Below are 12,412 nucleotides of genomic sequence, written 5' to 3'. Positions count from 1 at the left end.
ACCCGCCCGGATCAGGCCGTGACCACCGCGGAGGCCGCGTGCCGCGCGGCGTGGGTGGCGACGATGTGGCCGAACACCAGGCCCTGGCCGATGGTCGCGCCGGCGCCCGGGTAGGCCCGCCCGAAGACGTTGCCGGCCGTGTTGCCGATCGCGTAGAGGCCCTCGATCACGCTGTCGTCCGCGCGCAGCGGACGGCCGTGCTCGTCGCAGCGCAGGCCGCCGCAGGTGCCGAGGTCGCTGAGCACCACCTTGACGGCGTACAGGTCGCCGCGGTCGAGGGGGCGCAGGTTGGGGTTGGGGGTGACCGTCGGGTCGCCGTAGTAGCGGTCGTACGCGCTGTTGCCGCGGTGGAAGTCGTCGTCGATGCCCGCCGCCGCCATCCCCGTGAAGCGGTCGAGCGTCTCGGTCAGCGCGGCCTCGGGCAGGCCGGTCGCGCGGGCCAGCTCGGCGGCGGAGGCGGCGCGGTGGGCGATGCCGGCGTCGTACCACTCCCGGGGCAGCGCCATCCGCGGGAAGAGCGAGCCGGCGAGGACGTAGCTGTTGCGGTAGGCCTGGTCGAAGACCAGCCACATCGCGCCGACCGGGTCGCCGGCGCGGTCGCGCTCGAGGACGGTCTGGCCGAAGGTCATGTAGTCGATCGACTCGTTGATGAACCGGCGGCCGTGCCGGTCGACCATGATCGACCCGGGCAGCGAGCGCTCGGCGAGCAGCACCTGCGGCGCACCGCCGGGCAGCGGCGCGACGGCGGGGAACCACCAGGTCTGGTCCATCAGCGTCAGCTCGGCGCCCACCTCGGCGCCGAGCTTGATCGCGTCGCCGGTGTTGCCGTCGTTGCCGAGGCTCCAGTCCTCGAGGAACTCCGCCTGGTAGCGGTGCCGCATCGCCAGGTCGTGGTCGAAGCCGCCGGCCGCGAGGACGACGCCCTTGCGCGCGAGGATCGTCTCGCGGGCGCCGTCGCGCTCGACCACGGCGCCGACCACGCGGTCGCCCTCGGTGACGAGCTCGACCAGCGAGGTCTCGCGCCAGATCGGGATGCCGGCGCGCAGCGCGCCCGCGAAGAGACCGGCCGCGAGGGCCTGGCCGCCGGCGAGGTAGTCGCGACCGAGCGCCATGCCACCGATGCCCTGCGCCGCGCGGCGCAGGATCCGGGGCAGGCCCTTGCCGGGCTTGCGGGCGACGAGGTTCATCCACTTGTAGTCCGCGCCGGTGACCGGCATCGGCACCGGCGCCTCGACGACGCCCGGACGCAGCAGCTCGCGCGACTCGCCGAGCACGGAGGCGTCGAACGGCCTGCTCTCGACGCTGCGGCCCGCGGCGTCGCCGCCGGGCAGCTCGGTGTGGTAGTCGGCGTACCCGCGGGCCCACATGAACTTGAGGCCCGTCGTACGGCGCAGCATCGTGATCGTGTCGGGGCCGTGGCGCAGGAAGGCCTGCCAGCGGGCCCGGGGGGCGTTGTCGCCCACGACGGCGTCGAGGTAGGTCTCGCCGCGCTCGAGGGTGTCGCGGGAGCCGGCCTCGAGGAGGGCGGGGTTGGCGGGGATCCAGAACGCGCCGCCGGAGCGGGCGGTGGAGCCGCCGACGTACGCGGTCTTCTCGACGACGAGGACGTCGAGGCCCTGCTCGCGGGCGCTCAGGGCGGCGGCGAGCCCGGTGCCCGAGCCGATGACGAGCAGGTCGACGGTGGTGTCGGACATGGCGGGTCCTTTCGCAGGGTCGCGGCAAACTAGCCGATCGACTAGTTAGTCTAGACCGCATGACAGGTAAAGCCCAGGCCCACGGCGGGACCGGCCGATGGGCGATGATGCGGTCATGAGCAGCAGCGCCCCCGAACGCGTCCGACCGGGTCGCGGCGGCATCCTCGACGCCGCCACCCGGCTGTTCGCCACCCACGGCGTCTCGGGTACGTCGCTGCAGCAGATCGCGGGCGCCGCCGGGATCACCAAGGCCGCCGTCTACCACCACTTCCCCACCAAGGAGGAGGTCGTCGCCGCGGTGCTGGCCCCCGCGCTCGAGGCGATCGACGCCCTCGTCCGCACCGCCGAGGCCCACGACGAGCCGCGCACCCGTACCGAGGCCGCCATCATCGGGCTCGCCGACCAGGCGGTCACCCACCGGCAGCGCTGGGCGGTGCTGCTGCAGGACGCGGCCGTGGAGGAGTACATCCGCAACGACCCCGGCCACGACGAGCTCTTCACCCGGCTGCGCGGCCTGCTCACCGGTCCCGGCCCCGACCCGGGCACCCGGCTGCAGGTCGCGCTCTTCCTCTCCGGGCTGCTCGGGCCCGCCCAGGACCCGAGCTGCGCCGACATCGACGACGACGACCTGCGCGCCGGGATCGTGCGGGCCGGCCGGCTGCTGCTGCTCGACGGGGCGGCGACCGGCTGACCCGCGCCCCGCCGAGCCGGTCGCCGACCGAGGTCCGACCGGAGCGTCGTACCGACCCTCGTCGGGTGGTGACACCCGATGTCATAGGTTGCGCCTGTGGGAGTTGTCGGGGACATCGATCGAGCGCAGCGCAAGCGCTCGTCCGTCGGCTTCCCGCTCGCGGTCGTCTACAAGTTCTTCGACGACCAGGGCAACTACCTCGCGGCGATCCTGACCTTCTATGCGTTCTTGTCGATCTTCCCGCTCATGCTGCTCGGTACGTCGATCCTCGGCTTCATCCTCGAGGGCCGCGAGGCGCTGCAGGAGCAGGTCCTCGACTCGGCGCTCGGGCAGTTCCCGATCATCGGCGACGCGCTGGGCCGCCCGGACGGGATCCAGGGGTCGACGGGCGGCATCGTCGTCGGCTCGCTGACCGCGCTGTACGGCGCGCTCGGGCTCGGCCTGGCCCTGCAGAACGTGCAGTCGGCGGCGTGGGCGGTGCCGCGCAACAGCCGGCCGCACCCGGTGATGACCCGGGTCAACAGCCTGTTCATCCTGGCGGTCGCGGGGACGGCCATCTTCACCGTCTTCGTCGGCTCGGCCGTGCTGACCGAGACCAAGCTGGTCGGCGACCTGTCCAACCACGGGTGGTTCCACTGGCTGGTGCGCCTGCTGTCCCTGGTGCTCCTCGGCTCGATGATGACGGTGCTGCTGCGCATGGCCGCGGCCCGCGCGATCCGCGACCGCGGGATCCGGGCGGCGCCGGGCGGCTTCACCGTCGCCGTGCTCTGGCAGTTCCTGCAGTGGATCGGGACCTGGTACGTCACCAATGTCATCGCCAGCACCCACCGCAACAACATGACCGAGGCGTTCGGCGTGGTCCTCGGCCTGATGGGCCTGCTCTACATCGGCGCCGTGATGGGCGTCCTCGGCATCGAGGTCAACGTGGTGCTCGCCCGCAAGCTGTGGCCGCGGGCGCTGCTGACGCCGTTCACCGACTCGGTCGACCTCACCGAGGCGGACCGCCGGGCCTACGCCATGTACGCCCAGATGCAGCGGCACAAGGGCTTCGAGACGGTCGCCGTCCGCTTCGACGGCCGCGACGGTGACTCCCACGAGATCGTGCTCGACCCGCGCACGGAGAAGGTCCACAAGCAGCACATCCCCGGCCGGCCGCCGCGGCCCGAGGCGGCCGAGGAGCCGACCCAGCCGGTCAACCTGCCTCCTTCCGTCTGAGCCGCGCCATGGCCCAGAACTCCTTCACCCGCGGGCTCGACGTCCTGATCGCGATCGCCCGCAACGGCCAGGTCACCGTCGCGGAGGTCGCCGAGGAGCTCGGCCTGGCCACGAGCACGGCGTACCGCTATGTCCGCTCGCTGCGCGACTACGGCCTGATCGAGGAGTCCCAGGGCGTCTACGTGCCCGGCTGGCGGCTGATGGAGATCTCCGGGGAGCATCTCACCCACACCCGGCTCGCCGAGGTGGCGGGGGAGTACCTGCGCACGCTGACCTACCAGACCGGCGAGACCGCGGTGCTCGCCGTGCGCGCCGGGTCGCACGCCATCTGCCTGCGCCAGTCGGTCTCGCCGGCTCCCGACCGCTACGCCTTCCGGATCAACGAGCTGCTGCCGCTGTACGCCGGCGCCGGGCAGCGGCTGCTGCTCGCCCATGCGCCCCGCCCGATCGTCGAGGTCGCCCTCGCCAACCTGGTGTCGTACTCCGCGGCGACGATCACCGCGGCCGAGCTGCCCGCGGCCCTGGCCCAGGTGCGCCGCGACCGGCTGGCGGTCTCGCGCGGGGAGTTCAAGGAGGGCGCGATCGCCGTCGCCGTCCCCGTGTTCAGCAACGGCGAGTGCGCCGCCTCGCTGACCATCGCCGGGCCGTCGGAGCGCTGCGACAACGCCGAGTGGGTGCGTCGCGCGACCCGGCTGCTGCGGGCCGCGGCGGCCGAGATGTCGGCCGAGATCGACGCCTGATCCGCCCCGGTTTGGTCGCGGGACCCCTCGGGAAGGGAGGGGCATGGCCTTCCTGGGTGGACCCCGGGTGGCGGCGCAGGTCGCCGCCGACCCCTTCTGGTCGGTGGTACGCCGGCGGCATCCCGACGTCGACCTGGTCCTGCTGCCACCGGCGGCGGCGCCCGAGGAGTCCGAGCCCGAGCCGGCCCCGACGAGCGTGGCCGACGCGAGTGCCGAGTGCCTGGCCCGGGTGGCCGAGCTGTGGGACCTGCTGGTCGGCGGCACCGTCCCCGACGAGCAGCGCTCCGCGTGGACCACCGGGCCGGCCCCGGGCCTGATGCGTCACGAGGCGACCTGGACGCTGCTGGCCGTGGACCCGGTGCTCGCCACCGGCACCCTCGAGCGGGCCGCGGCGAGCCTGCGCGACGAGGGCTGGCGGGTGCTCGCCCCGCCCGACGGCATGCCGCGGGTGCTCGCGGGGCGCCGGGCGCGGTCCGGCCGCGAGGAGCTCGACCTGGTCCTGGTGCCCGCGACCGGTCGGTTCTTCCTGACCGTCCGCTCGGGCCGCTACCTGCTGGAGGACGACCGGTGAGCGTCTCCGGCTTCGAGCTGAGCCTGATGCGGCAGTCGATCAGCGACTGGCAGCGGCTCGACGAGCTGATGACCGGCGCGAAGACCTCGCTCAGCACGGCGAGCACCTCCGGCCTGCCGCCGAGCGTGCAGCCCGCCGGGGCGCTCTTCCTCCAGCGCTGGGCCGGGTTCGCGGGCGAGAGCGCGGTCATCGCCCGGGGCTTCGCGGACGCGCTCACCGCCGCCTCCGACGACTACCTCACCACCGACGACACCGTCGACCAGCGCTACGCCGAGCTCGACGGCAGGCTGGGGCCCGAGCGGTGACCGTCACCATCGAGGTCCCGGCCGCACGGCCCGCCGCCCTGCCGGAGCCACCCGGCGACGCGGCGCGGTGCGACACCCTCGCCGAGACGCTCTACACCGCCGCCGCCCGCTACGAGGAGTTCGGCGAGGAGGCCACCCAGCTGCGCAACCTCACCGGCTACTGGTGGGGCGTCGCCTACGACGCCTACGTGGTCGCCTCCGGCAAGGCCGCCACCGAGCACACCGCGATGGCCGCGACGGTGCGCCGGGTCGGCCGCGCCGTGACGTCGTACGCCGACACGCTGCGCGACCTGACCGGCACCCACGACACCCTGGTCGAGCGCAAGGGCGCCCTCGACGAGCGCCGGACCACCCTGGTCGCCGACATCGACGCCGCCACCGACGCCACGCCCGAGGTGGTCGCGGGGCTGCGGGAGCGGGCCACCGACCTGCGCGCCGACTACGCCGCCCTGGTCACCGACCACGACGCCCTGCAGCGCCGGGTCCGGGAGAACGAGGACCTGCTGCGCCAGGCGTTCCAGGCCGCGGACACCCTGGCCGAGGGGCTCTCGGCGGAGGGCGGGGCATCGGAGACGGCGCGCGGCGCGATGGGCCGGCCGGGCGCGCCCGGCACCGGCGCCACGCCCGCCCAGGTGCGCGAGTGGTGGGAGCACCTCACCGACGCCGAACGGGAGGCGGTGATCGCGGCGTACCCCGGCCTGATCGGCTCCGCCGACGGGCTGCCCGCCGACGCGCGGGACCAGGCCAACCGGGTGCTGCTCGACGACGACCTCGCCCGGCTCGGGGCCAAGAAGGCGGACGGGACCCTCTCCGACGACGAGCGCCAGGTGCTGGCCAACGCCGAGGCCACCCGGAAGGCCGTCGCGAAGGCCGACGGCTTCGTCGACCCCACCACCGGCGAGAAGCCGGGCGGCAGCCTGTGGCTCTACGACCCGGCCGCCTTCGACGGCGACGGCCGGGTCGCGGTGGGCGTCGGCGACCTCGACACCGCCGACGACGTGTCGGTGCAGGTCCCCGGGATCAAGTCCGAGATGGACGACGTCGGCGGCTACACCGACGAGGCGATCCGGCTCTACGAGTCGGCTCGCTACAACGGCGACGGGTCGTCGGTGGCGACCCTGTTCTGGCTCGGCTACAACACCCCCGAGGGAGCGGTCGACCTCGACACGATCACCACCGGCCGCGCCGAGGACGGCGGTCGTCGGCTCGCCGACGCGGTCGAGGGGCTGCGCGCGTCGCGGTCCGACGACCCCGCCCACCTCACCGTGATCGGACACAGCTACGGCTCCACGACGACGTCGTACGCCGCCGTCGACCACGACCTGGCCGCCGACGACGTGGTCCTCATCGGCAGCCCCGGCGCCGGCCCGGCCGACACCGCGGCCGACTTCAGCGTCGGCGCCGACCATGTCTACGACGGCCGCAACAGTCGCGACGCGGTCGCCTTCTTCGGCGACGAGGGCTGGTACCACAACCCCGGCGGGCTCGGCGTGGACCCGTCGTCGGAGGACTTCGGGGCGCACCGGTTCGAGGCCGAGTCGGTGGACCGCGGCTCGATCCGCAACTTCGACGACCACAGCCGCTACTACGACCACGAGTCGGAGTCGCTCTACAACCTCGGCAAGATCGTCGACGGGCACGGAGACCAGGTCAACGGCGCCGCGCAGAGCTACGACCCGTGGTGGCGGTGGGCCGTCGACCCCGAGAAGGACCGCGACCCGACGACCAACGTCCCGGGCCGCTCCGACACCCGGGCCGATGATGTTCCGTAGCCTGGCCGCGGGCACGGCCGCCGCGGCGGTGGTCGTCGTCCTGAGCCTGGGAGGGTGCGGCGTGGACGAGCAGCAGGGCGCGGACGAGCTGACCACGTTGCAGGACGGCGTCGTCGCGCGGACCCGGGAGGTGATCGACGCGCTCGCCGGCGCGGGCCTGGAGGTGACCCGCGCGGCCGGGGTCGCGGAGTACTGCCGCTCCGAGCCGGCGCCCGGCGTCACCTACCGCACCGGCGGTGCGGTCGCCGGCACCCCCGACCAGGTCGTCGGGCAGTTCGCGGCGGCGCGGGACGCCCTGGTGACCGCCGGCTGGACGGTCGACACCGAGGGGGTCGACGGCGCGCGCCCCTGGGCCAACCTGAGCCGCGACGGACTGCGACTCGGCCTCTCGCAGGCCAAGCACGGTGACCGGCTGCTCGGCTTCGCGGTCACCAGTGCCGAGTGCGTCGACGTCGCCGACGGCGGCTTCCTCGACGACGACGACCACCGCGTCGACCTGCTCGCCACCGAGAAATAACGTCAGCGAAACGCCCGGTTCCCACGCCGTGGGAACGGCGATTGTTGCGGGCTGCTCCGCGGCCGGATCCTCCTGTGATCCACGACACCCACCAGCCGCCAGGAGCGCACCGCATCATGACGCGACCCCGCCACCTCTCCCTCTCCGCCGCCGCTCTCGCCCTCGCCCTCCCCGTGCTGCTCTCCGCCTGCGGGGGCAGCAGCGAGGCCGACGAGAAGCCGTCGTTCGACGAGTCCGCCCCGCTCCACAGCGCCCTCCCGAAGGAGCTGCAGGGCGAGAAGTCGATCACCATCGCGAGCAACGTCGAGTACCCGCCGTTCGAGTTCCTGGACACCGACAACAAGACGGTGCTGGGCATCGACCGCGAGATCGCCGACGGACTGGAGAAGCAGCTCGGCATCGACATCGTGTTCGACAACATCGCCTTCGACGCGATCATCCCGGGCCTGGCCTCAGGCCGCTACCAGATGGCGATGTCGGCGATGACCGACAACCTGGAGCGGCAGAAGGAGGTCGACTTCGTCGACTACTTCGCCGCGGGCGCCGGGATCATGACCCACGAGGCGGACGCCGGGAAGTACACCACGCTGGCCGACATGTGCGGCACCTCGGTCGCGGTCGTCAAGGGCACCACCGAGGTCCCGCAGGCCGAGGAGGCCTCGAAGCAGTGCGAGGCCGACGGCAAGGAGCCGATCAAGGCGACCGTCTTCCCGGGCCAGAACCAGGTCATCCTCGCGCTGCAGAACGAGCGCGTCGACGCGATCCTGATGGACAGCGCGCCCGGTGCGTACGCCGCCTCGCAGACCGAGGGCCTGGTGATGAGCAAGCCCTACGAGTCGCAGCCGTTCGGCATCGTGTTCGCGAAGGGCACCGACGAGCTGCAGCAGGCCGTCCAGCAGGCGCTGCAGGCGCTCAAGGAGAACGGCGACTACGACAAGGCGCTGGCGAAGTTCGGTCTGGAGAGCGGAGCCATCGACGAGTTCACCATCAACGGCGGCACGCAGTGACCTCGGTGCCCGTGACCGACAGCTCCGCGAGCGCCGCCCCGTCCCGGCCCGGGCCCGCGCGCGACGGGCGGGACGCCCGGGTGGTCCTCCCCACCCGGCATCCGGCCCGCTGGGCGCTGGCCGGGGTGGTCCTCCTGGTCGTGGCGGGCGGGATCACCCAGGTCGTCGGCAACGAGCGCTTCCAGTGGGACGTCGTGGGCGACTACCTGTTCGCCCAGCCGATCCTGCAGGGCGTCGCGAAGACGCTGATGCTCACCGCGGCCGCGATGGCGATCGGCGTCGGGCTCGGCATCGTGATCGCCGTACTGCGGCTCTCGCCGAACCCGATCCTGTCGTCGGCGGCGTGGACCTACTCCTGGTTCTTCCGCGGTACGCCGCTGCTGGTGCAGCTGCTGTTCTGGTACTTCCTCGCCGCGCTCTACCCGACCATCGGCGTCGGCGGCATGTCGTGGAGCGCCAACGAGCTGATCTCGCCGCTCACGGCGGCTCTCCTCGGGCTCGGCCTGAACGAGGCGGCGTACATGAGCGAGATCGTGCGCTCCGGCATCCTCTCGGTGCCGCCCGGCCAGGCCGAGGCGGCCAGCGCGGTCGGCATGCGGCGCTCGCAGGTGATGCGCCGGGTGGTGCTGCCGCAGGCGATGCGGGTGATCATCCCGCCGACCGGCAACGAGACGATCGGCATGCTGAAGCACACCGCGCTGGTGCTGGTGATCGGCTACACCGAGCTGATGACCACGGCGTCCAACATCTACTCGCGGACCTACCAGACGATCCCGCTGCTCATCGTGGCCGCGCTCTGGTATCTCGCGATCTCGGCGGTGCTCTCCGTCGGTCAGTACTTCATCGAGCGGCACTTCGGCCGCGGCTTCTCGAACCACCGGGTGAGCCGCAGGGGAAGCCGCGTCGCGCGCAAGGAGGAGGCGGTCGCATGAGTGCGGTCGAGGTCGGCGAGGAGCCGATGTTCCAGGCCTGGGACGTGCACAAGTCGTTCGGCCACGTCGAGGTGCTCAAGGGCATCGACATGTCGGTCGCCCGGGGCGAGGTGGTCTGCCTGCTCGGGCCGTCCGGGTCCGGGAAGAGCACCTTCCTGCGCTGCATCAACCACCTGGAGAAGTTCGACCGGGGCGAGATGTGGGTCGGCGGCGACCGGGTCGGCTACCGCCCGCACGGCGACAAGCTCAAGGAGCTCAACGAGCGCGAGGTCGCCGTCCGCCGCTCCGGGATCGGCATGGTCTTCCAGGGCTTCAACCTCTTCGCGCACCGCACCGCGCTGGAGAACGTCATGGAGGGACCGATCGTCGTACGCCGGGAGAAGCGCTCGGTCGTGGAGCGGCGGGCGCGGGCCCTGCTCGAGCGGGTCGGTCTCGCCGACCGGGTCGACAACTACCCCTCGCAGCTCTCCGGCGGCCAGCAGCAGCGGGTGGCGATCGCCCGGGCGCTGGCGATGCAGCCCGACCTGATGCTGTTCGACGAGCCGACCTCGGCACTCGACCCCGAGCTGGTCGGCGACGTGCTGGCGGTGATGAGGCAGCTCGCCGACGACGGGATGACGATGATCGTGGTGACCCACGAGCTCGGCTTCGCCCGCGAGGTCGCGGACCGGGTGTACTTCATGGACGGCGGCGTGGTCGTCGAGTCGGGTCCGCCGGCCGAGGTGCTGGAGCGACCCCGCGAGGCGCGCACCCAGGCATTCCTCTCGAAGGTGCTGGCGTGAGCGCTGCCCCCGTGGCCCGGCCGGAGCTGGCCGGGCTGGCGGCCTACTCGTCGGTGGCGGCCGGCGACGTACCGGTGCGGGTCCGGGCCTCGTCCAACGAGGCGCCCGGTGGCCTGACCGGGCCGGTGCTCGACGCGGCGCTCGCCGCCGTCGCGGGCGCGACGCGGTACCCGCTGATCGGGGGCGCCGACCTGGCCGCCGCCCTGGCGGTGTCGCTGGGAGTCCCGGACTCCTCGGTGGCGGTGGCCGACGGGGCGCTGCCGCTCCTCGACCGGCTGCTGCTGGCCTACCTGCGGCCCGGTGACGAGGTCGTGACGGCGTGGCGCTCGTACGAGGCGTACCCGCTCAGCGTCCAGGTCGCCGGCGGCCGGTCCGTGGCGGTCCCGCTGCGGGCGGACGGGTCGCACGACCTGCCGGCGATGGCGGCCGCGATCGGCCCCGCGACCCGGCTCGTGATCGTCTGCAATCCCAACAACCCGACCGGCACGGTCGTGCCCTGGGCCGACCTCGCGGGCTTCCTCGACGCGGTTCCTCCGGACGTGCTGGTGGTGCTCGACGAGGCCTACACGGAGTACGACGCGCGCCCGCGGCCCGACACCATGTCGGTGCCCGCGCTGGCGGCGCGGGGCAACGTCGCCGTGTTGCGGACGTTCTCCAAGGCCCACGGGCTCGCCGGCCTGCGCGTGGGCTACCTCGTCGCGTCCGCGGGGGTCGCCGGTGCCGTCCGCTCGGTCCTCCCGCCCTTCCCCGTCTCGTCAATCGCCGTCGCCGCCGCCCTCGCCTCCCTCGCGCACCCGTCGGCGCTCGCCGACCGGGTCGCGTCCACCCGGAAGGAGCGGGCGCGGGTGGCCGCGCTGCTCGGGTCGCGCGGGATCGTCGTACCTGACTCGGAGGCGAACTTCGTCTGGCTCCCGCTGGGCCCCCGGTCGTCGGCTTTCGCCGAGCTGTGTCGCGAGCACGGCCTGCTGGTGCGCCCGTTCGACGGTGAGGGGGTCCGGATCACCGTCGGTGACCCGGACCTGCGGGCGGTGCTGGCGGAGGTGCTCGCCGGCTGGGAGTGAGCGGCGGCGATCGGATCGGGCAGGCTCATCCGATCCGCGCCGATGTCACACCGCACCGGTCGATCACGCTCCCATCCACAGGCGCGGAGGCGCCAGGTGTCGACGGCCGGCGCAGGGAGCACACCGTCCTCATGAACGAGGTCGACGAGCTGCTGGAGCGCCAGGACGGGGTGATCTCGCGCCGCCAGGCGCTGGACCGCGGCTGGAGCCGGGTCGACGTGGCGCGGATGCTCCGGCGCCGGGAATGGACTCAAGTCCATCCCGGCGTCTACGTGAACCACACCGGGCCGCCGACGTGGCGGCAGCGCGCGTGGGCGGCGGTGCTGGCGTGCTGGCCGGCGGCGCTCGGCGGGTGGGCGGCGGTCCGCGCCCACGAGGGCCCGGGACGGCGACGACATGACGACGCCGAGCCGATCGAGGTGATCGTGCGGCACGGACGCCATCCGGCCGCCCTCGCCGGCGTCCGGGTGCGCAGCACGCGACGGTTCGCCGAGGCGGTCCAGGTGGGTCTCAGCCCCCCTCGACAGCGGTACGACGACGCGATCGTCGAGCTCGCCGATCGGGCCCGCGACGAGCTGAGCCTGGTCGCGGTGCTCGCCGACGCCTGCGGCAGCCGGCGGACGACCGCCGACCGCCTGCTGGCGCGCGCGTCGACCATGACCCGGCTCTCCCAGCGGGACCTGGTCGTCGCCGTACTCGCCGATGTCGCGGCCGGGACCTGCTCGGTCCTGGAGCACGCCTACCTGGTCCGGGTCGAGCGCGCCCATGGACTGCCACCGGGCGAGCGCCAGGTGCCGGCGGTCGACGCCGACGGCCGGCCGATGCTCCGGGACGTCGTGCACGGGGGCGGGCGCCCGCGCTGGCAGCAGGTAGTCGAGCTGGACGGACGGCTGTTCCACGACTCCGCGACGGCCCGCGACCGCGACCTCGAACGCGATCTCGACACCGCCCTGGGAGGCGCCGACACCGTCCGACTCGGCTACGGGCAGGTACTCGGCCGGCCGTGCCGCACCGCGGCGAAGCTCGGCGCGCTCTTCCAGCTCCGCGGCTGGGCCGGTGCGCCGACCGCCTGCTCGCAATGTCGGCCCGCGGACGGGCGTGGATCGGCGCGGATCGGATGAACCA

General features: G+C 73.4%; 13 protein-coding genes. 12 read left to right on the top strand and 1 reads right to left on the bottom strand.

What is annotated here, in order from left to right; all coding sequences use genetic code 11:
• Positions 1 to 11 precede the first annotated feature (11 nt).
• Positions 12 to 1,694, bottom strand: coding sequence for a 3-ketosteroid-delta-1-dehydrogenase (locus JOD66_RS11800; protein WP_204837067.1), 1,683 nt, complete (start codon positions 1,692 to 1,694; stop codon positions 12 to 14).
• Positions 1,695 to 1,809: 115 nt separating this feature from the next.
• Here JOD66_RS11800 and JOD66_RS11795 point away from each other — a divergent pair, with 115 nt between their 5' ends.
• The 12 genes from JOD66_RS11795 (at position 1,810) to JOD66_RS11740 (ending at position 12,408) form a co-directional block, all read left to right on the top strand.
• Positions 1,810 to 2,385 (top strand): TetR/AcrR family transcriptional regulator, encoded by a 576-nt coding sequence (locus JOD66_RS11795; RefSeq protein ID WP_204837066.1) that lies wholly within the window; start codon positions 1,810 to 1,812, stop codon positions 2,383 to 2,385.
• Between the two features lie 96 nt (positions 2,386 to 2,481).
• On the top strand, positions 2,482 to 3,600 hold the full coding sequence (locus JOD66_RS11790; RefSeq protein ID WP_307823459.1) for a YihY/virulence factor BrkB family protein: 1,119 nt from the start codon (positions 2,482 to 2,484) through the stop codon (positions 3,598 to 3,600).
• Between the two features lie 8 nt (positions 3,601 to 3,608).
• Positions 3,609 to 4,340 carry an IclR family transcriptional regulator gene (locus tag JOD66_RS11785; protein WP_204837065.1) on the top strand — a complete coding sequence of 244 codons (732 nt, stop codon included), beginning with the start codon at positions 3,609 to 3,611 and terminating at the stop codon, positions 4,338 to 4,340.
• Between the two features lie 43 nt (positions 4,341 to 4,383).
• Positions 4,384 to 4,911, top strand: a complete 528-nt coding sequence (locus tag JOD66_RS11780) for a hypothetical protein (protein WP_204837064.1) — start codon at positions 4,384 to 4,386, stop codon at positions 4,909 to 4,911.
• Entirely contained in the window at positions 4,908 to 5,216 is a 309-nt protein-coding gene (locus tag JOD66_RS11775) for a hypothetical protein (RefSeq protein WP_204837063.1), read from the top strand. The genes JOD66_RS11780 and JOD66_RS11775 overlap by 4 nt, the downstream gene beginning before the upstream one ends.
• Entirely contained in the window at positions 5,213 to 6,988 is a 1,776-nt protein-coding gene (locus tag JOD66_RS11770; RefSeq protein ID WP_204837062.1) for an alpha/beta hydrolase, read from the top strand. Before JOD66_RS11775 ends, JOD66_RS11770 begins: the two co-directional genes overlap by 4 nt.
• Positions 6,975 to 7,505, top strand: a complete 531-nt coding sequence (locus JOD66_RS11765; protein ID WP_204837061.1) for a hypothetical protein — start codon at positions 6,975 to 6,977, stop codon at positions 7,503 to 7,505. Before JOD66_RS11770 ends, JOD66_RS11765 begins: the two co-directional genes overlap by 14 nt.
• A gap of 116 nt (positions 7,506 to 7,621) precedes the next feature.
• On the top strand, positions 7,622 to 8,512 hold the full coding sequence (locus JOD66_RS11760) for an ABC transporter substrate-binding protein (protein WP_204837060.1): 891 nt from the start codon (positions 7,622 to 7,624) through the stop codon (positions 8,510 to 8,512).
• An 11-nt stretch (positions 8,513 to 8,523) separates the two neighbouring features.
• The gene (locus JOD66_RS11755) at positions 8,524 to 9,444 is read left to right on the top strand and encodes an amino acid ABC transporter permease (RefSeq protein ID WP_204837059.1); all 921 of its coding nucleotides are present in this window, start codon (positions 8,524 to 8,526) and stop codon (positions 9,442 to 9,444) included.
• Complete coding sequence (locus JOD66_RS11750; protein ID WP_275579816.1) at positions 9,441 to 10,226, top strand: amino acid ABC transporter ATP-binding protein; 786 nt, start codon at positions 9,441 to 9,443, stop codon at positions 10,224 to 10,226. The genes JOD66_RS11755 and JOD66_RS11750 overlap by 4 nt, the downstream gene beginning before the upstream one ends.
• Positions 10,223 to 11,287 (top strand): histidinol-phosphate transaminase, encoded by a 1,065-nt coding sequence (locus JOD66_RS11745; protein ID WP_204837058.1) that lies wholly within the window; start codon positions 10,223 to 10,225, stop codon positions 11,285 to 11,287. The genes JOD66_RS11750 and JOD66_RS11745 overlap by 4 nt, the downstream gene beginning before the upstream one ends.
• Before the next feature lie 131 nt (positions 11,288 to 11,418).
• On the top strand, positions 11,419 to 12,408 hold the full coding sequence (locus JOD66_RS11740) for a type IV toxin-antitoxin system AbiEi family antitoxin domain-containing protein (protein WP_204837057.1): 990 nt from the start codon (positions 11,419 to 11,421) through the stop codon (positions 12,406 to 12,408).
• Positions 12,409 to 12,412: the final 4 nt, after the last annotated feature.

This window comes from Nocardioides nitrophenolicus, from assembly GCF_016907515.1.
Taxonomy (GTDB): Bacteria; Actinomycetota; Actinomycetes; order Propionibacteriales; family Nocardioidaceae; genus Nocardioides; species Nocardioides nitrophenolicus.
Note: the sequence above shows the minus strand (reverse complement) of the source record. Positions and strands in the feature narration are given on the sequence as shown.